Here is a 24,013-nt window from a genome sequence, read left to right on the forward strand (position 1 = left end):
AAGATCGGGTAGAATTTCTCTGTAATATTTATGGAGGATGACATGGGAATCTTTTTTAATAAGAATAGAGAAAAAAGACCTACTGGAAAAGGTAAAGTCATAAGTTTTCTAAACCAAAAAGGTGGTGTGGGAAAAACGACAATGGCCTTTAATACTGCTCACGCTCTAGCGCAAAATGGATCAAGCGTTCTCTGCATTGATATGGACCCTCAGGCAAATTTAAGTTACTTATTTGAAATTGAAACAAAAGAGCAGGGGCTAACAAGTATTTTTCAATTACTTGTGAACTCTGTCCGTGAACTTGCTCCGTTGCATCGTCCATCTCTTTGGACGGACTGTGTTTGTAAGTCGGGAAAAATTGATATTCTTCCTGCCGGCCAAGACCTCTCTGGCTTTGAATTAACTGTTGCTGGAATTTCTAGCCCGAGACAGTTAATTCTTAAAAAGTTTATTGAGATGAATGCTCTTAAAACTGTCTATGATTATATCGTTATCGATGGACCTCCAACGCTAGGTCTGCTTGTTGTAAATATTCTCTGCGCCAGTGATGGAGCTCTCGTTCCGTTTAGGCCCGATGAATTTTCATATAAGGGCTTAAGTCACTTCTATGAAGTATTAGAAGATATCAATGATATGGAGATTTCAAATATCCCAGACGTTCTCGCCCATATTCCTAACTTAATGGATAGTAGAAGAAAGCAAGAAGGTGAGGACCTTGAAATGATTTCTAAATCTCTTGGTGAAGATGCAGTTGTTGTTGAGCCATTTTTAAATAAAGCACAGCTTGTAAAAAGTCAGTCTATGAAGAAATCTGTCTTTGATTTTAATTCCAAAGAATTTCTACCTCTTCAAAATCAATTTAGTGAAATGGCACAAATTATTACAGACTGGAAAGCGGAGCAATTACATGAGTAAGACAAGTAATCCTCTTTATCATATTTCTAAAGATGGAAAAGACGTAGAAAGCGTTAACAATATTTTTGAATTACTGGTTAAGAAATTTGGCCTTGAGCCCATTATTTCATTCTTAGAAAGTATGTTTGAGTTTATGAGTGAGCAAGTTCAGTCGTACGCAGTATTCATCGCTCTTAAAGAGCTGATTGATGAGATCGTTGAGAAGTTATACAAGGTAATCGAAAAAGTTCAACCTTTACTAGAGAAGCTATAAGAGATGCCACTTCGGAGAAATACAATAGGTAAGGACTATACTATTCCATTTCTTAGAAGTCGTAGCGTAGAATAACCTCTTTAGTACTTTGATCTGTTCTTTACTTATCTTTGAGTAAGGAAAGAAATCTTGGTGTATTGTTTCTAATGAACTTAGGTTAAAGTCATTTGGAGTTGTGATTTTATGCTTCTTATAATAATGCTTCATTAGCTCTAAATCATTTACTATACTTTTACAGGTCTTCAGCATAAAGCCAGCTCTAAGTGAGTTAGAGTTCGCGCTCAGTTCGACTTTGTGATTATTCTTATTTCCAAAACATGAACCATCTATATTTGAAACGCTTGTTTGGTCTTTTCTCACTTGTTCGTAAATATCGCAAGGACCTCCAAAAATACTGATATTTGGAATGATAAACTTTCTAGTATAGCTCTTTACTTGTTGGCCAAATACTTCTAGTAGAATATTTTCTACTAAAAACCGGTTGGCCAATTGTTGCTTTCTCTCGATCGCTTCTAGGCCCTTACTGTTTAACAATAGTAAGATAAGACTAGCTATTATAAGTTTCATGATTTTCTCCTATATTTTTAGCGAGCTCAACTATAGGAATAGCTCTTCCTTTTTCAACTTTTATAAGACTTGGTGAGCGTTTAATAATAGGTGGTATTCTAAGTAAACTCGATAAAGTTGAAGAGACGTGGCTAATCCCAATTTTCGAATTTAAACTACTCACTGGAGCACTATTTCCTATAGTTCCCCAGTTCTTATCTCTTTGATGAGAGCCTACGAGAATATTACCAAGTACTATCGGCCCCTGAATTATTCCTGAATAAAATGTTGAAACATGGGCCTGTTCATTATGATCACTTCCTGAGAGAGAGTTCTTCGGAACTCTATCAAACTCTGAAGTGACATGAATAATAGTTTCTTCAAAGAGAGACTTATGGTTATCAAGTTTGGTTGCCTTTAATACATTGATTAGTTCGTCTAGGCAGCTTGAAAAGATGTAGAAAAACTTAGAGCAGGTAAGAAGATTGATTAGAGAGCCTGTAGAATGAGAGTCAAAAGACAATTGAGGTCTTTCAAGGCCTGGAGCAGAAGTAGAAGTTATAGTAGTTTTGTTAGTGATTTTGTCATAACTCTTTTTAAGACTTTCTTCTTTGTAAGACGTTTTTGCCGAGACATTTCTAAAGATTTCTCCAATTTCATTCTTATTAGCGAAGACAATTGATGAGCTTAGTCCATACTTTGAAATAAATTCTGCCAGTGCAAAGTTCTGCGCAAGTTTTCCTACGTTTGCTGAGTCTAATAATTGTCGTAAGTCTTCTGACAGAATATAGATGTTATTAACTTTATATGGACCCAAAGCATCTTCAATTTCAATGTCTCCGTCTAGAGTTAGAGGAAGTGAAGGGGTGGGGATCGCTTTGTCATCAACGCCCTTTATTTTATGTTTTAGGCCAGCTGCGATAATCTCTTGATACTTTAAAATGAGAGAATCATACTCCGCCAAAAATGCTTCGATACTTTCTTTGAAGAAGATTCTTGCCCTTTTTAAATCTGATTTAAGGTTTTTTGAAGTCTCTGACTGATTTAAGATATTTATAGCATTATCAAGGAGCTCTTCCATTTCTTTACTATTTTCTTTGTCGCCAGTTTTTAAATAAAATGGAGACAGTATATAGTCTAGATGATTTTCAATATCTCCTTTAACTTTTATATTTGAAGAAGCTCTTGACTTAAAGGCTCTGTTCACTGGAGTGTCTCCAACTGTGATGGATGTTAAAGGCTTTTTTGAGAGATCGGCTAATAAACCATCAATGCTATAGCCTCCAATACCAGGGGCGATCATTTTTGAAGAGTTCATTGGGTGACCGGTAGTCCCTTCTAAGTGTACTCCGCGAATTGTGAGAGAGTTATCTAAGAGATTTGTCATTTTTCTCTTGCTATGAAGTTCCTCTGACCAAAGTAATGGGACATGAGTTTTCTTATATTCAAATTGATAGAGCTTCTGTTGATCTAAGGGAGATGTTGGATCAAATTGATTGAACGTCATAGGGTTTTGAATGAATTCACTTCCATAAGGATTTAAGAAATGGTCATAACACCACCTTGTGGGACCACCGTAGAAATTAAATTGAATATAATTTCTAGTCTTTGAAACCTTTGGTACGCCAAGGGGTTGGAATTTATCCTCTTTGATTAAAGCACTAAGTAGCCTGTAGACAGGATAGGTTATGGCCGAACTAATAAATATTCCCTTTAGCAAATTTCTTCTATTCATTTGATATTGGCCCATTTGATGAAATATAATACTTAGATTTTATAATTTCCTCAATCGTCTTCAAGGTACTCTGATTTGTTTTCAAATCCTTTGTGAGCTTGATGAGGAAATCTCTTAGGTCTGATTCTTTATTCATAGAAGTAAAATTATTTAAGTCTATTCTTATACCTGTTAAGAAATAGAAGTATCTACTAATAGTACAAAGGTAGGGATCATCTAGTTTCTTAATTACTTCTCCTAGACGGTTTGAGTCACTGATCTCTTTATTGACTAATTTTCCTAAGTAGTCTCTAAAGTAGAGTCTCGAAGAATGCTTCTTCTGATAGAAGTCTGGATCTTTATCAGTGTACTGGTAATTTGAATTACTACTTTTTTTATATTGATAAATACCTCTAAAAACGTAGGCATTAGTATGAACTTCTCCAGCATTGAAAATTTCAAGATTACTTGTTAGGCTTGCGAATTGATCCATCGTCTCGTGACAGGCCATGCAACTTTTTTGATTCCTAAAGCTTATCTTTGATTCTTTCTGAGGGTGAATATCTCTCTCTTCAATTACAGGAAGATCTCGGCAGAGAAAGTCTGAGAAGAAGTTACTCGCAAATCGGCGATGGATTTTGTAGCCACCGTCAGTTTTTTCATTATCATGGCCAAGATTTAAAATGAGGTAGGGAACGCTACCAAAAGCTCCAGGGAATAAATTCTTAGTTAGAGAACTTTGGTCTAGTTTTTTTCCTTCTTTTAGCCTTTTAAAGTACGAATGTTCTTTAATTCTTTGAAATCCAATGAGCTCTCCGAATTCAACAAGGGTAGGGTTCCAGAAGTATTCGTCGCCGTAGTCGTCGGGATTATCTTTTACTCCTCCTACGAGCCACTTTCTTAAGCCTGTTCCATCTATTTTAGAGCGCCTACCCTGGATATCTTTGTCATTACTATAAATATTCTCTTCGCTTCCTTTTCTCTTTGCCCAGATGGTGTCAGTACTTGTAAAGACTGAACTATAGGGAATATCTTTGCTTAGAAGTGCTACTGTATAGTAATAGGCCATCTGGTCAGCATCAGTGACATTTGTGACTCCGTGGTCTTGAGTTTCTCGGTTCAGATTATATAATTTAAACCAGGAGTTATGTAGAGATTGAATATTTTTTAGGATAGCGATTGTTTTTGGGTTTTGTTCTTTTAGTTGAAGATTCTTGTTTAAGGAAGCCTTTTCCAATAAGTTAATACAGGCCTTCTGCGAAGAGACTTCACCACTTCTTATCTTAAGTAGCACCTTTGAGTCACTAGAAACTCTCTGGTTAGTAAATTGTTGATGACATTTAATATAAGTACTAATGTTCAAGTCTGCTGCGTAGACCGAACTAATAGATAGAAATGATAGAAGCACTTTAAACAATTTATTTCCTCAGTTAAGATGGAATTATTGTCTCAAATATGTGGAGGCAATGCAAGAATTGGGAAGACGAATTATTTCTTTGAAAAGTCTAGGGGAATATACTTCAAGAGTTTTAGATGAGTCAGGACTTCTGGTCTATTCTTTAAGCCTTCATATATAAATGTATTATTTCCTGTACGATGTACAAGTTTTTTTACTTCCTTAATCTCTTTTTTTGACCACGTTCTTTTTAGCTCGCTCTCTATCTCTAACGCGCACTTTTTAGACGAACAGAGTTGATAGAGTTTTGGTGATAAGATCTCTAGACCGTAAATTTGATGGTACTTTGGAGCTTTTAATGGCTCTATTTCACTTCTCACTAAGTTTGAATACTCAGTTGAAATAACTTGATCGTATAAGTCAAAAAAAAGAAATTTGTCAGAGTCGCTGATGTACTTTGAGATAATCTTCCATTGATGAATTGGAAAGGTGTAGGAGATAAAATCCTTATCAGAGAAACCAAGGATTCGTGCAATCTTATGATTTAGTTTCTGAGCACCTTCTATTATTTTAGAAGGGTATGGAACTAATAATGATCTACTCATCCATTTATTTAACTTAACCGGTACTCGACCTTGAATGCCAACAACTCTCTTATGGGGAAAGTTGGCTTTCTTTAAGAATTTGATAACAGCTCCGGCACAATTATTAGAAAAGAAAGTATACTTTCCAAGATCCTCAGAAGCAGCGCTCTTTATTTCTAAATTCTTTATAGAGAGTTCAATTGATGCTCTTTTTAGAATGGAGATATTCTCTAAGTACTCAAGAGTCATGGCATAGTATCCAATGGGCTCAAGAGCTTGATTAAATTTTTGAAAGAGCTTTATCCTATCTGTAGAGAACTTCTGCTGAGCTAAGTCTGTAGCAACTTTTAAGTCCAGTGTTTCTAGACTCAAAATATCTGTACTACTTTCTACTTTCCATACTTCTTGGAAAAGATTGAGGACGATATCATGAGCTTCAACATCTAAAAGGTTGTAGGCCCTTGTGTATGCCTGCCTATAAAGAGCAGCATCTCTTTTTTCATTATTTTCAAAAGGAACTTCTTCCTTCTCTAGCAGTCCAAAAGAATGAATTCTCTCAACTTTAAATTCTTCATCAAAGAATTTAATTTCAAAGAGCTCATAATTATCTTCTCCAAAGAGTTTTTCTGCCTTCTTTAGCGCATCATCTTTTGCTTCTTTAAGTGCCTTTTTATAAATGGTCTCTTTTGCAATATGAATTTCATTCCACCAATCATCTAGAGCATCCATAAGGGCCTGTTGCATCTGTGAATTAGAAGGAATAAGGTGTCTTTCAAGTGGGCGGGACTCTTCTTTTACATATTGATTCACAAAGAGTCGCAGAGATTTCACTTCAGGATAAACACCATACTTCCCAATAACTCCGCCAATATTACTTGCTTTAGGACCATTAACATCGGCTACAAAACTTATAGTAATATCATTTCCCGGATCATCATCATTATCTACAAAGCGGAAAAGTGAATGTCCAAACTTAGATTCAACTCGCTCATCTGTGGCCGAAGCGATTATTAATTCGAGACCAATAACTTGATTGTTAGCGATTTTCTTTTTAAGCCTTTGAATATATTTCTTTGAACTCGTATAGAGTTCCTTCTTTTGAGCGTACCATTGAAGAAATTCAACAGAGTCAACTTCTTGTGAGAAGATACTCTTTGAAAAAAACAGTAAAAAGAGAAGAATTATTTTCATAAATGAATTTCTAGCACAAGAAAATGATTTTTCCATGTAATATGAGTTATTTACACACTTTTTACATCGAAAAATCAATGGTTTAGGTATATATTTTATCCCTTTCATTAAATTTATATTCTAGTATATTTAAGGTAAATCTATTTAAGGAAGAATATGTTTTCAATTATAATGACTATTTTCACTCTCACTAGTTCTTTTGCAAATGAGCCGGCGCAAATAAATACTTCTCACCGCTTCTCTAATACCTCTGATGGACTCAAAACAAAGACTACTTCAGTTGATTATAGAAGTAATCGGCGAGATATCTTTTGGTCGTACGAAGACGCCCAAGAGAGTGCTCACGACTTTAACTTTGGCTTTACTAATACTGATGCGGAGTACTTAGGTGAAATATCTGGAAATAAACTCTATGCTGGTTATGGAAGAAAGTGGAATGCAAATTCATATACAAGTGGAAAGCTAGGCCTTCATAAACTAGATTATAAGAAGAAGTCTTCCACAACTCCTTTTGCTCAAATTGGGCAAAGAATTAGGCTTGATAAGAATACATTAGATCTAAATATTAATTACGATTTTCTCTTTATTAATGGAGGCGTTCCTGGGCCTTATGAGAATAAATTAAAGAGAATTCAAACAGACTTAAGAGGAGTTTACTCACCTAAAGACTTTCTTCGAATTCCTTACCAGCTAGAGTATTCAAAAATTAGTCAGAGCAACTCTAACAATCGACAAAGTATTTCTGTTCTTGGTGGCAGCTCTTATCCTATATGGTTTTGGATTGGTTACCGTGTGGAGAGACTAAGTTATGATAGGAGAGATTTAGGCTACTGGTCTCCTGAAAAATTTATTTCCCATGGTCCACAAGTCGAGTGGTCACAGACATTCTTCTCCAAGCTAACAGCAAAAGTTAGTTATCTTTATAGTTTTATTAAAGAAGATGACTTTGAAAGTGGAAACTCCTACTACGCCTCAACCGCTTTGGAATATGGCTCTCGAAACTCTTGGGTAGGAGGCGTGAGTCTCTTTAGAAATAAGTCTCAGCAAAACTCTAGTGAGTGGTGGAGTGAGGGAGGAGAGCTTTACTTCTCCTACTCATTTTAAGTATTTTTCCCAGACTTGATTCATGGTTAAAATTTCAATATTAGAAGAACTTATGATTTTTGCAAGTTCTCTAAAATTGCTGGTTGAATAATCTATTTCATCTGTCGCACTTTCTTTAATATGGTGAAACATTAGAATAAGCCATTGATTATTTTCTCTTGTTCTTTGGATAATCTCTTTAAGCTCTTTGGGAGTTGTTGTTTTTAAAACATTAAAGGCCCGAAGCTTATAAAGGTCAGCAGGAGGGATTGTTTCAATTCCTCCTGAAGCCAGCCTTGCTGTCGCAAACTTAGAGCTGACAACACTTACTGCGCTACTATTCGTTTTCCCTAGGGGGTAGGCCAGATGATAATTGGAGCTCTTATATTTATTCTTCTTTAAAAAACTATGAATTTCGTCAATTTCTCGTCTTAGGACTTTTTGATTAAAGTGTGTAAAAGGTATTTCATGATGAGAGTCGATATCCCAGTTTTGCTTAGAGAGGAACTTTAGCTCACTCGTAGTTAAGAAGCCTTTTGTGTTTAGTGAATTAGGCATAATATAAGCAGTCGCTGGAATATTATATTTTTTTAGTATTTTTGCCGCGAGGAGATTATCTTGGGGACCATCGTCAAATGTTAGACTGAGTACTCCTTTGCTCTTTTTCTTTGTTGTATCTACCGACCAGAGTGTAAATCTGGTCTCCGGCTTCTTCGCTGAGAAGTAGAAAGTTACATAATTAATTTTCTTAAGGGGTTTTCCTACTGCAGTAAGATTTGCACCAGATAGAGCGATCTTGGTTCTAGTTGAAGATTGAAGAAGATTAAATTCATAATCAAAGAAGATTGGAATATTAAAAGCTAGGTAGTCATTAGACTTTCTGCTTTCCATGAGTCTTATTTCTAAACCATCTAGATTTCTTATATCGTCAACCATGAGATTAAAGAGTATATTATCTTCTTTCAAGTTAAGATTCTTTTTAGAAATATCAATTGTTAGAAAGGTCGGCTCTTTTGCACTTTTAGAAAATACGCTGACATTTTCATCTAGCTGTTGAAGCCTTCCAGAGTCCCACTCCACAAATACATCTTTCTTGTCGAAATCTGCCTGCAGATGAAGTGAGATGCAAAGAATACTAATAGACTTTAAAAAATCTTTGAATTTCATACCATGCCTTTCTCTTCCAAAGAGCGTAGCCTGTTTCTCTTGGGCCATAGAGGTTCATCTGATTCTTATTTTGTGCTAGCTTTCTCCAGATGAAGATACCTTGAATATTATCAAAGCTCTTTATTGCTTGAAGGGTTTCTCTATACGCATTTGCTTGTCTTCTTTCTTTGCCAGGAGTGAGATTTCTCCACTCGTAGGGTTCTAGGGTTCCTTTGCTAGATCCTGCGAAGCCAACTTCGTTTATAAAGAGAGGTTTCTTTAAGCGCTTAGCAAAATTTGAAAACTTTAAGAGCTTCTGTTTCTGGTAGTGATAGATATGTGAAGATTTGACGGAGTCTGGTATAGGTGAGTAGTAATCTAATCCGATATTATCTAAGAACTCCCAGATGGGAGTTTGAAAGAATTCATTTTGACCTTTTATCGTCTCCCAATTTGCTCCGTAATTTATTGTACCTTTAAAGTTTTCTCTTATGCTTGAGATAATAGTTTGCCAGTGTTCTTTAGAAGACGAAGTTGTCAATTGACAGTATTCAGCACCAATTGTGAATGATTCGACTTTGTACTCTTCAAGAAATTGTGAAAACTCTACTAATTCTCTTTTAATATTTGTAAATGTAGACTTCTTGTCCTTAGGGTTCCAGTGACATCTCCACTCTTTGGTTTCTATATCAATATAATGTCGCACCGAAACTTGAAAGCCTTGTCTCTTTGCAGCTGTTATGGCCATTTCTAGAGATTCTAAAGACGGAGTATAGCTTGAGCTACAGTCAATATTGCTTGATTGAAGATTTTTCGTTTGGCAGGAATAGAGAAAAGTCGCAGTATTTGCATTCAGTAGCTTCAATTCATTTAGGTAAACTTCCACATTGCCTTTAGTGTAGCTATTTCTATCATAACCTGTGAGGACAAGTGAGCTCGTATTCTTGATCGAAGTATTTTCCTTAAATATTGGCAAATTAGCGCAAGAATAAGAGATTAGGCAAATGAAAATAATTCCGAACATTTTTGAAAGCATTTCTGTATTATACTCTATATAAAAGAAAAATTCTTTAGAATAATTGGAGTACCCTTGGTTAATTCAAATGATCTTGAAAAGAAGGTTGATAAGAAGAAAATTGTCGTTATTGACGATGAGTTAGTGACAAGGAAAATAGTTGAAAGAGCGCTTGAAAAGACTTTCGATGTTTATATTGTCACTAATATTTTTGAATCGATCAGGGTTTGCGAAATACAAATGCCTGATCTTATTCTTTTAGACTTACTAATGCCAAGTGTAGATGGTTTTGAAATCTTACAACTCTTAAAGCATCATGCAACTCTCTGTGATACACCTGTTATCTGCATGAGCTCTACTGAGGTGAAAGAAGATCGAGAAAGGGTTAGAGCGCAAGGAGCAATAGGGTTTATTAAAAAGCCTATTACCATTAAAACACTCTCTTTTGATATCAATCAAATTCTTGATTCAGTGACTAATATTATTTCTTCAAAGAAGAATAAAGTCGATTTTATTACATCTTTTAATTTAGCAGAGAAAGATAAGTATATTAATTCAATAATATCTAATATCCCTAAGGGGGAGAAGGTTATCTTTCTATCATGGACTAGGGGAGACTACTTCTATGAAGAGAATGAATCTGTAAGGAATCTAATTGATGATGAGAGCCTCGTCTTCTTAGAAATTAAACCCACTCTAATAACTAAGTTCTCGTATATGCAGGAATTAATACCTCTCTTAGATGATTTGATAGGACTTTCTGGACAAGAGCATAGAGAGTCTCACTTAGTTTTTGATGAGCCTAGAAATCTATTGAATATTCAAAATACTGATAAGAGTATCTCTCAGGCCTATAAAATTTCTCAGATATTTCACAATACTTTCAAACAAATTACTTATATTAATTCAAGACCTAAAGAAGATAGTGAACAACTCTTTTTAAATAAGATTGGAAAAATTCTAGTGGGAAATAGAAAGTAATGAAGAGTAATGTCTTAAACATTATAAGTATTGTAACCATTACTATCATATGTTCTCTACTTACTATTACTTTCTATTTGAATATTCCAAGTAATTGGAAATTTGAAAACCCTTACGCTACTTTTGTTGCAAGTATAATGCTTTACTACTTAATACTTATTTTTATTAGAACATTTATTCTTCTTATTCTCTCTTTCTTAGAGATTGTCTTTTGCAAGAAATCAAGAGAGGTTAAATCTTTTCCTCTTGTTACCATCATCATTCCTGCCTTCAATGAGGAGAAGGTTTTAATTCCAGCTATTGAGTCTGTTTTAAAAATTGATTACCCAAATCTTGAAATATTAGTTGTAGATGATGGCTCCACTGATAACACTTTTGCTGTTGCAAAAACAATGGAGAAACATCAGCAAGTGAGAGCTATTCACCAGTCTAATGCAGGAAAGTCCAATGCGCTAAATTATGGTATCTCTCAGGCAGTGGGAGACTACTATGTTTGCATGGACGCGGATAGTGTTCTAAGTGAAAATTTACTGCTCGAGGCCATTCCTTATTTTGAAAGAGATCCCAATTTAGCTGCAGTGGCCGGCTCTGTGGAAGTCGGAAATTCAAGAAATATCCTCACTGCATTTCAGAAATTGGAATATATCATTGGCTTAAACTTTCATAAGAAGGCCCAGTCTTTTTTGAATATGGTCACTATTGTACCAGGCCCTATAGGAGTATTCGATAGACGAAAGGTATATGGCATTGGTGGTTATAGCTCTGATACTTTTGCAGAGGATAGTGACTTGAGCATGAGACTTCTAATGGAGGGGTATAATATAAAGTATTGCGATAAGATTTCTGCAGTCACCGAAGCTCCAGATGAGATAAATGCTCTGATCACTCAGCGCTATAGATGGTCAAGAGGGATGGTACAGTCAATCTTTAAGGGAATAGGGCTGTTGAGCATGAATTTTAGTGCTCGCGGTGCTTTTGTTGTCACTTATATGTTCTTTGAAACGATAATGATTCCTCTCATTAATTTTTCTTTTATTGTTCTAACTTTAGAGTTTGCACTCCTCTATGATATAGCAGATCTTATGGGTCCTTACTTTATTGGATTAACTCTTCTGGATGTAGCTCTTTGCTTTTACTCTATAATTACGGAGAGGAGAATATTTTCACTACTTATACTTAGTTTCTTAAACCGCTTGACCTATGGACTTATTTTAGAGGTAATTCGTTTCTTTTCAATTTTTGATGAGTTACTTAAAATACCTATGAAGTGGGGCGTTTTAGTTAGAAAAGGATTGAATTAAATGGATATAAAAAACTTCTTTAACATTTTATTATTGGCGATATCTTTAACGACAATATTGGTGACTCTCGTGAGTTATATTGTCTTTAAATTAAGACTTGCTTCAGCCAAGCGCACCTTAACAGATGATCCTCTTGAGGGAGCTTTTTTTAGAAGATTCTCTCCCTTGATCCAAAAGAGTTTCAATGAACAAAGAGAGAGACAAGATAAAGATAATAAAAAGAAAGTTTCATTTAAAGTAAAATTTGTCTCTCTCTTCTTATTTCTTTTTACGGTTATTGCTAGTCTACTTCTCTTTGAGGATTATTTTAGCTATAGAAGAGTGCTGTCAGATAGAGTGTTATCGGCAAGTAATTTTAGAGAACTTGTTAAGCAAGGTCACTTAAAGACGTATACTTATACACCTCGTGAAGAGAGTGCTGTTATTTTAAAAATGATTTCTAGAAATACAGTAGATCAGAGAGAATATCTTTTAGGACAATTAAGAAAGCAGAATTTTTGTATTATTTCTACGCCGAGGGCACTTAGATTTTCAAAAGAGAATCATTCATTGGCCCTATTACAGTGGAAAGACTTCTTTAAAAGAAATAATTTAAATTATAGAGTGAGAAACTCTATTTTAGAGTCTTCTAATTGCTTGAGTATTTATCCACATATCCTTTCTCTTAGTAACTCTCAAAGGAAAGTTTTAAAAGAGAGTAAGTATCCATTTCTTGTCACTGGAGGATTTGGGGAAATTGATGGTCTAGGTGGAGAAGTTGAAACGAGTCTACTTGAAGATTTATTAGGTAGAAAAATTCAATCTGAAGATTCAGCACTTCCGACTCTGATAAGTTCTGAGAGAGATTATCTCTGGGAAATTGATGGGGGGAGCTATTTGCCCTGGCTTCCTATAGATATTAGTTTTGCTCACGTGACTTCTCGTGAGGCTAATATTCTCTCTTCTAATTACAATGGGAGAGTTCTACGGAAGAATTCAAAACTTCTTAGTCGTGAAGTGCGAGAAGAAAAGTTAACTTGGACTTCTCTTGATCCTATCGATCATCCTTATTCTGACTTGGTCTTTTTAAATATCTTTGCAAAAATGAAGTCAATTCCAGTCTTTAAAATCGCAAACCATAGAGATTCAAAAACCGGAGTGAGCTTTGTTTACAGACAAGATCAGCCAAGTGACGATTTGAAAGATGCAAGAGAACTCTTTGCACCTCTTAAAGGAGCGTGGACACTCTTTACCAATAATTTCTCCTATGAAGACCTAGATGCAAGGACTTCAAAAGAGGCCACTTCAGAAGTCGCTATCCTAACTTCTCCTAATCATAATTTTGAAAAATTAGATAATAGAAGCACTTTTAATCTTGTTGAAAACGTAAGATTAAAGCTTGAAGAATTAAGCTTCTCAGGAGTTAAGGGATTAACTAGCCACAATGACTTCTTGAGTGATGCCTTACTCGATGCCTCAGACCAGAATAAGTTAACTTATCTCTATGGAACAACGAAGGAGATTTCTTATTCGCCGGTTTTATTATCGGGATTAAATTACTTCTTAGTGCCAAAGATGTTTAAAAGTTTAAGAGAGCTCTTAGATGACAAGTCTCTTTCAACAGCTGATGATTTAGTTAGATCACTAGAAGAAATTTTCTCAGACTCTCAGTCAGTGGGAGGCCTTGCCATTTATGATCTCTCTTCTCTAGGAGTGAGTGACTATATGGCCAAAGAAGCATTCGAAGAAATTCTCTCCAAGGTTAAAGATAATTCTCTTGGTTTAGGAGAAATTATTAAGTGGAGAAGAGCTAAGGAAAATTTAAGAATTGCTGGAAACCCTTTAAAGAATGATTTTGAATTTAAGATAGAAAATTCAGGAAATAGAGATGCTGAGAATTTTAGAATTTTGCTTGAAAGAGACGGAAAAAGGGAAGTATTGCTTATTGATAAAGTGAATTCAGAGAAAGAGCTTCAAATAAATGCAAGCAATTACCTAGATCGATAACGGATACTTCTATTATCTTCAGAAGCTTGGAGTTCTTCAGCTTCTTCCTTTTTTAATGCGCTGCTCTTTAGACCAATACTATCTTCAATAATCATAGTTTCTTGTTTAGGAGCAATCTTCTTCTTTGGAGCTAGAACTTGCCATTGGCTAAGCTCCACATTCTCTGAAGCGCTTCTTAGACTACTGAGCTCGTCTTGCATGGAGATTTCCGCAAAAATATTAATACTTAATAAGAAAATTAGGGTTGAAGCCTTGCCTAGCATTGATTCCTCAGTTAAAACTCAAAACTGTTTAAATACATATATTTATTATGACAAAACTCATGGAATCTAGCAACAATGTCTGATGTGGATTTAAAATTAAGTAATTACGATTTCGACCTTCCAAAAGAGCTCATTGCTGAGAGACCGATTCCTGGAAGGCATAATTCTAAACTCCTAGTTTATAAACTCAAGTCTAACGAAATTATTCACGACTACTTCTATAATCTCCCAAATTACTTACCAGAGAACTCTTTACTCGTTGTAAATCAGAGCAAGGTCTTTCCATGTAGACTTATTGGAAAGAAGAAGACTGGTGGTAAGTGTGAGATTTTTCTTCTTACAACAGAGGGTGATGAGCGCGGATTTTATAAAGCTCTTATTAAAACAAGTTCTAAGAAAAATATTGGTGATGAGTACTTCTTTGAAGATGGATTAGTGGCCACTGTTAGAGATATCGATGATGGCAATTTCTTTGTCTCTTTTAATCGTGACAACCTCTTAAGCTATCTTGAAAGCTTCGCAAAGATACCGATTCCTCCTTATATTAGAAATGGAGAAAGCGACGAGTCTGATAAATTAGATTATCAAACAGTCTTTGCTAAAGAAGTTGGTAGTGTCGCAGCTCCAACTGCAGGACTTCATTTTACAGAAGATGTCTTTAAGGGTCTTGCTAAAAAAAATATTGAGCGAGCAGAAGTTACACTTCACGTAGGTCTTGGAACATTTGCTCCTGTAAAGACGGATAATCTCTCTGATCATAAAATGCATTCTGAAAGATTCTTTGTAGATTCAGAAAATAAGAATAAAATTTTAAACCATAAGAAAATATTTGCAGTGGGGACAACTTCTCTAAGAGTTCTTGAGAGTTGTCACAATGGTAGTGAGTTTGAAATCACTCCTGGTGAAATTAAGGAGACCAGTATCTTCTTGCATCCTGGAGTTTCGGTAAATTCTATCAATGGCCTTATCACAAACTTTCATTTGCCAAAGTCAACGCTACTAATGCTTGTGAGCTCACTCATTGGAAGAGAGAAAACTTTAGAGCTATACCAAGAGGCCATTGCAAATGAGTACCGCTTTTTTTCTTATGGTGACTCCATGTTAATTTTGAGGGAAGAATGACAACTATTTATGAAAATATAGCATATGACGGAAAGGCCAGAGCGGGAGTCGTTAAGACTGCTCATGGTGATATTGAAACGCCAATTTTTATGCCTGTTGGAACAAGAGCCTCTGTAAAGTGTATGTGGCAGCATGAGCTTGATGAAATCGGAGCGCAAATAATTCTTGGAAATACTTACCATCTCTACCTTCGTCCTGGGCACGAGCTGATCGAAAAAGTTGGTGGAGGGTTACACGGATTTATGAATTGGCAAAAACCTATTCTAACGGATAGTGGTGGCTATCAAGTCTTCTCCCTTTCTTCAATGAATAAGCTTTCTGAAGAAGGTGTTCGTTTTCAGTCTCATATCGACGGCTCTTATCATATGATCTCTCCTGAGAAATCGATGGAAATTCAAAGGGCCCTTGGAAGTGATATTGTCATGAACTTTGATGAGTGTCCTGCTCTTCCGGCGACAAAAGATCGTCTTAGAGAGAGTATGGAATTAACTCTTCGCTGGGCCAAGAGATGCAGAGATTTTGAACTCAAAGATCATCAAAACCTCTTTGGAATCATTCAGGGCGGACTTCATCTAGATCTTAGAACAGAGTGTATGGAGAGGCTTACTGAAATGGACTTTGAAGGATACGCCATTGGTGGACTTAGCGTTGGAGAGAAGAACGAGGAGATGGTGGAATTCTGTGCAGACTTTGTTCACACTATGCCTAAGGATAAACCGCGCTACTTAATGGGAGTAGGAAAGCCTCTTGATATTTTAACAGGAATAAAGAATGGTCTGGATATGTTTGACTGCGTTCTTCCTACAAGAAATGCTCGCAACGGCCAATTTCTAACCCATCATGGACCACTCAATATAAAGAAAGAGCGCTTTAAAGAAGACCCTGGAGCTCCAGACCCGGACTGTTCATGCAAGGTGTGTAGCACATACTCAAGATCATATATTAGACATCTCTATAATACGGGTGAATATCTTGCGGGACAGCTTATAAGTTACCATAACTTACACTTCTTCTTGGATATGACAAAGCAGGCCAGAGCACATATTATTGCAGGAACGTTTGACGAATATTATAAGAACTTTTATAACAACTACACATCAAATCAATGGGTTTAGACCCCATAAATTAAGGACGCACACATGTTAGACTTACTTTTTACTCCAGTATTAGCACAAGAAGCAGCTGCAGCAGCTGGACAACCAAATGCACTAAGCTCATTTCTTCCAATGATTGCTGTTTTTGGTATTTTCTATTTTCTTATGATTAGACCACAAGCTAAGAAAGCAAAAGAAGAGCAAGCAATGCTTAGCCAACTTGGTAAAGGTGAGGAAATTTTTACTAAATCAGGGCTTTTTGGAACTATCACTGGAATTACTGATAAGATCATCACTCTTGAAGTTGCTGAAGGAACTAAAGTAAAAGTTCTAAGAAGCCATATTGGTGGAAAGGCCTCTTCAATCTTCGATAAGAAAGAAGATAAGAAATAAGAGGTAAGTATGTTTGGAATCGGCGGAGCTGAGTTACTAGTAATCTTTCTTTTTGCACTTCTCTTTATTGGTCCAAAGAAGCTCCCAGAGCTTGCAAGGGGCCTTGGTAAAGGGATTCGTGAATTTCAAAAAGCCAAAGATGATCTCTTTGATCAAGTAAATGCTTCTGCCGATGAGCAGAAAAAATCTCAAAATTCGAGCAATGATGACGCGACAAGTGAAGTCATTGCTGAATCAAGCGACAATAAAAAACCTTCAGACGATTCTAACGCCTAGCCACCAATCTAATTATTTTGGTGGTTTGCCACTTCAATCATTGCTTTTTTACAAAGTTATCCTCTATACTTTTAAGTGATTAAAATCTTATGCTTAATTTTGGCGTTCTCGCCTATAAAATCCTATGAGGAGTATTGAATGAAAAGAAGCTGGTGGTATCGCTTTATTTTCCTAATTATTGTCGCTGTAACATCTGTAGTAATTATTCTACCTACGGCTTTAGACTTTCAAGAGGAGAGTAATTACCCTGTAAAATCGAAGATTAACCTAGGCCTTGATCTCCAGGGTGGTCTCTATATGATTCTTGGAATTGATTTCAAGAAAGTATATAAAGATGAAGTTAAAGGTTATACAAGAAAAGTAGAGTCTCTCTTAGCTGATAATGGAATAGCTTCTACAATTGGGTCCCTTTCCGTTATAGATGAGTTCGACCCAATGATGACTCTAAACCTAGCAAACGCTAGTGATATGGAAGCTTCAAAGGCCAAGATTCATGAGTTCTACCAAGGATATATTAGAATTACTGGTGACACAGGGGCTCAGCTACAACTTGCACTCACAAAAGTTTTAAAGACTCAGATTGAAGAACAATCTGTTTCAAAGTCAATTGAAGTAATTAGAAATAGAATTGATGAATTTGGTGTTACTGAGCCAGAAATTATCTCACAAGGTAATGATAGAATCATCATTCAACTTCCTGGTGTTAAAGATATTGAAAGAGCGAAAGATCTTATTGGTAAGACAGCGAAGCTAACATTCAATCTTGTTAACAACGAAGTTGCTCCTACAACGATTCAAGACTGGATTACAAAAGCGGAAGCTTCTGGGATTGTCTTTAAGAAAGGTGATAGATTTTCATCTTATCTCGCAAAACTTAACGAGCATTTAAAACAAGAAAAGCTTCTACCTTCTGGTTGGATTCTTGCTTTTGAAAAAACTGTTAACAAGCTTACAAATGAACTTGAGTCTAAGATTCCTTACCTTGTTGAAGAAAATACAACACTTACTGGTGAAGCCCTTCAAGACGCTAGAGTTCAGATCGATCAACAAAAGAATGAGCCGTATGTTTCTCTTGAATTCAAATCTGCGGGAGCAAAACTATTTGAAACTATTACTGGTGAAAATATTGGAAGACAACTTGCTATCATTCTAGATGGTAACGTTTATAGTGCTCCAAATATTCAAACAAGAATTGGTGGCGGTAGAGCGCAAATTACTCTTGGGTCCGGTGGATTCAATAGAGTGATGAAAGAGGCCCGTGACCTTGCCCTAGTTCTTAGAGCTGGTGCACTTCCTGTCCAGCTAGATTTTCTAGAGCAAAGAACGGTTGGTCCATCTCTTGGACACGATTCAATTGATAAAGCTCGTTTTGCTTCATTAGTTGCATGTCTTATTGTCTTTGGATTTATTCTAATTTACTACAGAGTGAGTGGGGCTATTGCCATCGTCACTCTTGGGTTAAACGTTATTCTTGTTATAGCTTGTCTTGTTGGGCTTGAGGCAACTCTAACGTTACCGGGGATTGCAGGTATTGCTCTTACTATTGGTATGGCGGTAGATGCGAATATTATTATCTATGAAAGGATTCGAGAAGAGATAAGAAAAGGTGTGAGTAACTATAAGGCTGTTGAAAGTGGTTTTGAATCAGCTTTCTGGACAATTATTGATGCAAACATCACAACAGCTCTTGCTGGTTTCTGTCTTCTTAACTTTGGTACAGGTCCAATTAGAGGATTTGCTGTAACTCTACTTATCGGTATTTTTGCAACGGTTTATACTGCGTACTTTGCTGGTAAATTACTATTTGAATTCTACATGGACAAAGTTCAAGGAGAAGACCTAAGTATTTAGGTTTGGGGGAAATTATGTTTGAAATAATTAGAAGTAATACAAGAATAAATTTCGTAAGTAAATTCTCTGTAACGGCCGTAGTGTCTTTACTACTTGTTGCGGTTTCAATATTTGGAATCGCCAGTAGAATGAATTACGGTGTAGACTTTAGAGGTGGAGCTGAAATCCAACTTAAGTTTACTGAGACAATTAACTTAGATAATCTTCGTAAAGATTTAAAAGATGCAGGCTTCAAGGGAATTGCTGCTCAAACAATTGGAGAGAGATCTCAGAATGAATTCCTTGTAAAAGTACAAGGTGATGAGACGAACCTTAACCAAATTACTGAGAAAGTTTCAGAAACTCTTTTAAGTTCTTACGCAAGTAAAGGTGTTGAAGTTCGTAAAGTTGATATCGTTGGTCCAAAGGCCGGAGCTCAACTTAGAATCTCTGGATTCCAGGCGATGCTTTGGGCGCTAATTGCGATCATGATTTATATCGGTCTAAGATTTGATTTTAAATATTCTCCAGGTGCAATCGTTGCTCTCTTTCACGACGTAACAATTATTCTTGGTGTATTTTCTTTCTTCCACGTTGAATTTACTCTGCAAACTGTCGCGGCTCTTCTTGCTGTTATTGGTTACTCTGTGAATGATACAGTTATCGTTTACGATAGAGTGAGAGAGCATGAAGATAAGAATCCATCTCTACCACTATCAAATCATATTAATAAGGCTGTTAATGAAACACTTTCAAGAACAATTATGACTTCACTTACAACTCTATTTGTATCTGTTGTGATGTACTTCTTTGGCGGACTTGCTATTAAAGATTTCTTCTTAGCAATTTCTCTTGGTGTTCTAATTGGTACTTATTCTTCAATCTTCGTTGCAGCTCCTGTAACTCTATTCTTTGATAGAATAAAAGGTGCTGAGGAGAAGAACGCTGCCAAAGCATAAGAACTCTCTACACTTTTTAATTTTACTATTGGGCCTTGGATTTTCTATTCTAGGCCCTTTGTCTTCCATTCTTGCTCAGGACGATTATACTGAAGATAGTGATGATCATATTGAGGAATCTCTTACCGATTATAGAAAAGAAAACCAGAAGTTGGTTGAAAGTATTCAGAGAACTCATGGAAATGGCGCTAAGGGCGGAATGCCAAAAATAGACATGTCCCCAGATAAACTTAGGCCTTTAATTACTCAAATTAATTCGCAGTATTCGCGAATGAGTTACGAATCTTCTAGAGCGCAAATCGCTGAGAATATCTCCAAATCTCCTGCTAAAGGAATGACTAAAGTCTTCCCTAAGAGTGTAGACTTTATAACTCATTTACTAAGAGATAATAGGGCGCTTCTGTACTTGCTAGATATGTTTAAAGATAAGAAGAAGCTTCTCTTCTTCTTTTTGGCGAACCTTTTTACCTTCATTCTAGGATTTATCTTAGCTAGAATGTCTTCAAAAGAATCTTCTATGGGGAAGAGGTTTATTCGATTTTTCTTTAGAAAGTTATTTATTTATGGACTTAGAATTTTTATTCTAATTTTCTTTTTCGGGACAGAGCTTGCCCCGACATTTAATATTTTTAAGGAAGTTTTTCTCTAATTAATCAAGAGCAGGCATACACCCAAATCTCTTATCTGCAGGTGAAACAGTAGTAGGGATTCCCACTTGATCAGAGCCAACATTTAATTCATTAGGGCGTCTGATAGTATAAATCTTTTGAGTCGATTTTCTGATATACGGATTATTGACATCAGCTGGCCAGTAGAAGTGAATAGTTTTCTGAGTGGCAGTTATCTCATCTGGAACATAGTGTTGATTATTTTCATAGTAGAACCAAATCTTCTTTAGAAGGTTCTCTCTAATTATCATAATATCTGTTGGTGCAAGAACTGGCTCGTTATCATTATTAGATAAGAGTTCAGCTTCTTTAACCGCCATATACATTCCTTCAGTACTAACTCCTATAACTTCTTTTAAAATATTAAAGAGCTTGTCACTACTATTGTAGTGAGTCTGATTAGGGCAGAACGCCCTACCACTAACAGGATCAATCCAAGGAACCATATAGTAACCAAGATTTGGTGTGTTCCCATCAATATTAGGCATATTAGGCCAAGTGAGAAGTCCAAAAATATTAATTGTCTTTGTAATGCCGTAGTCATCTAAGAGTCTTTGCTGAATAGTATCGTTGATATCTGCTCTGGAGTCAGTGTTTTGATCAGCAAAACGGATATCAGATAAGTCCCAAAGGGCCATATGTTGTGGAATGAGCTCTAGCCTGTCATAGAGAGGAGAGTCGTCATCACCAAATCTCGTTACATCGTGACAGAATAAGAACGGGTCACCTGGAGGAAGAGATGGTGGATTATTATTACTTGCAAAGTAGTAGTGTAGTCTTGCGGCATTTTCATAAATATTTCCCGCATCAACTTGAGTACCAGCTCTAGTTAAGCAAGTGTACTGGGAGATAGGCATAATTTTTAAAGGAGCTTCATCATTATCATTACCTGTACTATATTCAATTCTTCTAATTTGAAATGACTTACTCTTTGCATTTGATCCAGAACCTTTCTCCTTAAGTGTTGCAACATATGTTTTATTAAGAGCAAGAGAAGAAATATTTGCTTTGAAACTATTTGAGCCTGATGCAATCTCTACAGATAGATCACTCGTTCCGTTTCCGTCATAGAGCTCTAGAAAGCATGCCGGACCTGTTAGCCCATCACTAATTTCACTATTACACCATTTGTCTAGAGACCCAAGTTCTTCATTTAATTCGACGTTAGGACCTAGTGTTGTATTAACAAAGAGAGTAGGTGTATCAACAGTCTGTGAAGCACAGAAGGATTCACAGTTGTTAATAATGTCTGGGACTCCGGCCTTACAGGCGCAGAAATCTTTCTTAATAAAAATCTCATCAGTAGGACGAGTAATCTTATCATCAATACAAACACCGATTGAATTTTCAGCGATTGTCTTATTACTTTCATTTTCTTCGCCTTCAAGAAGTTCTGCAAGATCTTCTGCTGAAGCAATAGAAGTCCCTTCTGGGCACTCAGTAACACAGGTGTCACCAGTAGAGAGAAGAAAGAAGTCGTCTTCACAACCAAGAGCTCCTGAGCCTTGATTACTCGATTTGATAACTGGCTTTCCCTTACGACCATCACCGGATACACATGACGTTAGTCCTGCGAGTGTGATGAATAAAAGTAGGTAACCAATTATTTTCTTCAAGCTCTATCCTTTAGTAGTTATTAACTCATCGACATCTTGTCCTTATACTTGAATTCTTTCCTATTATTTTAGGCCCTTAATGCACTTTTTCCTTAGCTAATCTTAACTATATGTGATTTCATATAGTTAACTGGTTGTGTGGTGATTTTAAATGAAGATAAACTACTCATAAAATGGGCATCTTTTGAGAAGATAAATTACCAAATAACAGTGAATTAGGTTTTTATAAAAAAATGATTTAAGCTATTTAGGAATTTGAAAAAGTGCCGATAGGCTACTTAATCATACAATAATGTAAGTTGAATGTTTCTAAAGGAGAGACGTATGACTAAGGCAGATCTTATTGCTGCGATTGAAAAGCAAGCTAATTTAACACATAAGCAAGCTGAATCAATCATCAACATTTGTTTCGATTCAATGATCAAATCTCTTTATAACGACGAGAGAATTGAAATTAGAGGTTTCGGATCATTTGCAAATAGAAATTATAAAGCGTACGAGGGTAGGAATCCTAAGACTGGAAAAGTCGTAAAAGTTCCACCTAAGAAAGTACCTTTCTTCAAAGTTGGTAAAGAACTTAGAGAAATGGTTGACTCTGGTAAAGATAAATACGTTATTAGAGAAGCATAGTCGTTTTTCTTAGACAACGCAGAACTAGCTGAAATAACGCGAGTTCTGTGTTGACATTTCTATTCGTATAAATCATTATACATTTTCACAGTCAAATGTGGTCAGATGCCAGAGTGGTCAAATGGCGCAGTTTGCAAAACTGTTGCATCATCGGTTCGAATCCGATTCTGACCTCCATTTTTAAAAAAGCCAGCTTTATTGCTGGCTTTTTTATTATAATGAAAAGTCTAACTCTCTCTATGTAATAAAAGTCTAAATAATTCTCGCATATCTTTTTTCAATTGTTATAATAAATAATTATTAACTACTGATTTGGTTACTTATTAAAACTCTCTACTTAATTCTTCTATTGTTATTATCTCGAGTTTCTCTTGGCGCAGGCTCAATAAAGGTTTCGATTGGAAGTGAGATGGAACCTTGGATTCGTCCAAGTGATCATACTGGATTTATCGAGAGGATGGTCGTAGCATGCTTAAAAACTAGCGGGCGTGAAATTGAGTTTAAAAACTATCCATACTTTAGAAGAATAAAGGAATTTACAAAAGAAAAATTAGACGTCGTTACTGATATTAATGAAAAGTTATATCACGAAAAGCGTATGCAAGGTTTTTATACGGGAAGAATTTATTCTTATAAGAACAAATTCTTCTCTCTAAAAAAGAATAACTTTAAAATAGAAAAAATAAGTGATTTAAAAGATTATTCAATTGCTGCTTGGAAAGGATCTTCTACATTTCTTTCCGGCGACTATCTCTTAATGAGCCAAAATAATAAGAAATACACTGAAGATTTCAAATTAAAAAAGCAGATTCGTCTGCTCTATCTTGGGAGAGTTCAGTTTCTCATGATGGATGAACAAATATTTAAGTTCTACAGGGATCAACTTATTGAAGAGAAAGTTATATCTAGTAAGGAGTTAGTCTCTACTTATGATTTTCTTGAACCAATCCCGACTGGCTTTCTATTTCAAACTAAGAAAATGCGCGACCTTTGCGTGGAAAATACTAAGTCTTTGTCCTTTGTGAGGGAGTTTTCTTTTTTAAAGTAGTGG

23 protein-coding genes and 1 tRNA gene are annotated in these 24,013 nt (G+C 35.9%); 16 read left to right on the forward strand and 8 right to left on the reverse strand.

Annotation, left to right across the window (positions count from 1 at the left end; all coding sequences use genetic code 11):
• The first annotated feature begins 42 nt into the window (after positions 1 to 42).
• Together CES88_RS02290 and CES88_RS02295 are read left to right on the forward strand one after the other, a co-directional pair.
• Positions 43 to 915, forward strand: coding sequence for a ParA family protein (locus CES88_RS02290; protein ID WP_290730364.1), 873 nt, complete (start codon positions 43 to 45; stop codon positions 913 to 915).
• Positions 908 to 1,168, forward strand: a complete 261-nt coding sequence (locus CES88_RS02295) for a hypothetical protein (RefSeq protein ID WP_290730366.1) — start codon at positions 908 to 910, stop codon at positions 1,166 to 1,168. Before CES88_RS02290 ends, CES88_RS02295 begins: the two co-directional genes overlap by 8 nt.
• On the opposite strand, the gene CES88_RS02300 is transcribed toward CES88_RS02295, so the two are convergent.
• The 4 genes from CES88_RS02300 to CES88_RS02315 form a co-directional block, all read right to left on the reverse strand.
• Entirely contained in the window at positions 1,163 to 1,735 is a 573-nt protein-coding gene (locus tag CES88_RS02300) for a hypothetical protein (RefSeq protein WP_290730369.1), read from the reverse strand. The genes CES88_RS02295 and CES88_RS02300 overlap by 6 nt on opposite strands.
• Complete coding sequence (locus tag CES88_RS02305) at positions 1,716 to 3,449, reverse strand: hypothetical protein (RefSeq protein ID WP_290730372.1); 1,734 nt, start codon at positions 3,447 to 3,449, stop codon at positions 1,716 to 1,718. The genes CES88_RS02300 and CES88_RS02305 overlap by 20 nt, the downstream gene beginning before the upstream one ends.
• The gene (locus tag CES88_RS02310; RefSeq protein ID WP_290730375.1) at positions 3,442 to 4,845 is read right to left on the reverse strand and encodes a hypothetical protein; all 1,404 of its coding nucleotides are present in this window, start codon (positions 4,843 to 4,845) and stop codon (positions 3,442 to 3,444) included. Before CES88_RS02310 ends, CES88_RS02305 begins: the two co-directional genes overlap by 8 nt.
• Before the next feature lie 71 nt (positions 4,846 to 4,916).
• Complete coding sequence (locus CES88_RS02315; protein ID WP_290730377.1) at positions 4,917 to 6,599, reverse strand: DUF4105 domain-containing protein; 1,683 nt, start codon at positions 6,597 to 6,599, stop codon at positions 4,917 to 4,919.
• Between the two features lie 156 nt (positions 6,600 to 6,755).
• Between CES88_RS02315 and CES88_RS02320 the strand changes: the two genes are divergently transcribed.
• The gene (locus CES88_RS02320; protein ID WP_290730379.1) at positions 6,756 to 7,703 is read left to right on the forward strand and encodes a hypothetical protein; all 948 of its coding nucleotides are present in this window, start codon (positions 6,756 to 6,758) and stop codon (positions 7,701 to 7,703) included.
• Here CES88_RS02320 and CES88_RS02325 read toward each other — a convergent pair.
• Together CES88_RS02325 and CES88_RS02330 are read right to left on the reverse strand one after the other, a co-directional pair.
• Complete coding sequence (locus CES88_RS02325; RefSeq protein WP_290730381.1) at positions 7,695 to 8,849, reverse strand: polysaccharide deacetylase family protein; 1,155 nt, start codon at positions 8,847 to 8,849, stop codon at positions 7,695 to 7,697. The two genes, CES88_RS02320 and CES88_RS02325, sit on opposite strands and share 9 nt — an antisense overlap.
• Positions 8,818 to 9,864, reverse strand: coding sequence for a hypothetical protein (locus CES88_RS02330; RefSeq protein ID WP_290730383.1), 1,047 nt, complete (start codon positions 9,862 to 9,864; stop codon positions 8,818 to 8,820). Before CES88_RS02330 ends, CES88_RS02325 begins: the two co-directional genes overlap by 32 nt.
• Positions 9,865 to 9,918: 54 nt before the next feature.
• Between CES88_RS02330 and CES88_RS02335 the strand changes: the two genes are divergently transcribed.
• The 3 genes from CES88_RS02335 (at position 9,919) to CES88_RS02345 (ending at position 14,111) form a co-directional block, all read left to right on the forward strand.
• Positions 9,919 to 10,824, forward strand: coding sequence for a response regulator (locus tag CES88_RS02335; protein ID WP_290730386.1), 906 nt, complete (start codon positions 9,919 to 9,921; stop codon positions 10,822 to 10,824).
• Entirely contained in the window at positions 10,824 to 12,125 is a 1,302-nt protein-coding gene (locus CES88_RS02340) for a glycosyltransferase (RefSeq protein ID WP_290730389.1), read from the forward strand. The genes CES88_RS02335 and CES88_RS02340 overlap by 1 nt, the downstream gene beginning before the upstream one ends.
• Before the next feature lie 69 nt (positions 12,126 to 12,194).
• Entirely contained in the window at positions 12,195 to 14,111 is a 1,917-nt protein-coding gene (locus CES88_RS02345) for a hypothetical protein (protein ID WP_290730391.1), read from the forward strand.
• Here the strand turns inward: CES88_RS02345 and CES88_RS02350 are convergent.
• Positions 14,096 to 14,311, reverse strand: a complete 216-nt coding sequence (locus tag CES88_RS02350; protein ID WP_290730394.1) for a hypothetical protein — start codon at positions 14,309 to 14,311, stop codon at positions 14,096 to 14,098. The genes CES88_RS02345 and CES88_RS02350 overlap by 16 nt on opposite strands.
• Before the next feature lie 138 nt (positions 14,312 to 14,449).
• On the opposite strand from CES88_RS02350, the gene queA reads away from it, so the two are divergent.
• From queA to CES88_RS02385, 7 genes are all read left to right on the forward strand, one after another.
• A complete protein-coding gene (gene queA, locus CES88_RS02355; RefSeq protein WP_290730396.1) occupies positions 14,450 to 15,496 on the forward strand; it encodes a tRNA preQ1(34) S-adenosylmethionine ribosyltransferase-isomerase QueA in 1,047 nt (348 codons plus the stop codon).
• Positions 15,493 to 16,611 carry a tRNA guanosine(34) transglycosylase Tgt gene (gene tgt, locus CES88_RS02360; RefSeq protein ID WP_290730399.1) on the forward strand — a complete coding sequence of 373 codons (1,119 nt, stop codon included), beginning with the start codon at positions 15,493 to 15,495 and terminating at the stop codon, positions 16,609 to 16,611. Before queA ends, tgt begins: the two co-directional genes overlap by 4 nt.
• Positions 16,612 to 16,635: 24 nt before the next feature.
• Positions 16,636 to 16,983 carry a preprotein translocase subunit YajC gene (gene yajC / locus CES88_RS02365; protein ID WP_290730402.1) on the forward strand — a complete coding sequence of 116 codons (348 nt, stop codon included), beginning with the start codon at positions 16,636 to 16,638 and terminating at the stop codon, positions 16,981 to 16,983.
• A 9-nt stretch (positions 16,984 to 16,992) separates the two neighbouring features.
• Entirely contained in the window at positions 16,993 to 17,259 is a 267-nt protein-coding gene (locus CES88_RS02370) for a twin-arginine translocase TatA/TatE family subunit (RefSeq protein ID WP_290730404.1), read from the forward strand.
• 138 nt (positions 17,260 to 17,397) lie between these two features.
• Positions 17,398 to 19,110: a protein translocase subunit SecD gene (secD, locus tag CES88_RS02375; protein ID WP_290730407.1), complete on the forward strand. Its 1,713-nt coding sequence runs from the start codon at positions 17,398 to 17,400 to the stop codon at positions 19,108 to 19,110.
• A 14-nt stretch (positions 19,111 to 19,124) separates the two neighbouring features.
• Positions 19,125 to 20,048 (forward strand): protein translocase subunit SecF, encoded by a 924-nt coding sequence (gene secF, locus CES88_RS02380; RefSeq protein ID WP_290730410.1) that lies wholly within the window; start codon positions 19,125 to 19,127, stop codon positions 20,046 to 20,048.
• Positions 20,017 to 20,697, forward strand: coding sequence for a hypothetical protein (locus CES88_RS02385; protein ID WP_290730413.1), 681 nt, complete (start codon positions 20,017 to 20,019; stop codon positions 20,695 to 20,697). Before secF ends, CES88_RS02385 begins: the two co-directional genes overlap by 32 nt.
• On the opposite strand, the gene CES88_RS02390 is transcribed toward CES88_RS02385, so the two are convergent.
• Complete coding sequence (locus CES88_RS02390; protein WP_290730416.1) at positions 20,698 to 22,332, reverse strand: hypothetical protein; 1,635 nt, start codon at positions 22,330 to 22,332, stop codon at positions 20,698 to 20,700.
• Positions 22,333 to 22,656: 324 nt separating this feature from the next.
• Here CES88_RS02390 and CES88_RS02395 point away from each other — a divergent pair, with 324 nt between their 5' ends.
• The 3 genes from CES88_RS02395 (at position 22,657) to CES88_RS02405 (ending at position 24,010) form a co-directional block, all read left to right on the forward strand.
• Positions 22,657 to 22,962, forward strand: coding sequence for an HU family DNA-binding protein (locus CES88_RS02395; RefSeq protein ID WP_290730419.1), 306 nt, complete (start codon positions 22,657 to 22,659; stop codon positions 22,960 to 22,962).
• Between the two features lie 99 nt (positions 22,963 to 23,061).
• Positions 23,062 to 23,139: transfer RNA gene (locus tag CES88_RS02400), tRNA-Cys, on the forward strand.
• Positions 23,140 to 23,371: 232 nt separating this feature from the next.
• Entirely contained in the window at positions 23,372 to 24,010 is a 639-nt protein-coding gene (locus CES88_RS02405) for a transporter substrate-binding domain-containing protein (protein WP_290730422.1), read from the forward strand.
• Positions 24,011 to 24,013: the final 3 nt, after the last annotated feature.

It is taken from the genome of Halobacteriovorax sp. JY17 (assembly GCF_002753895.1).
In the GTDB taxonomy this organism is placed as follows: Bacteria; Bdellovibrionota; Bacteriovoracia; order Bacteriovoracales; family Bacteriovoracaceae; genus Halobacteriovorax.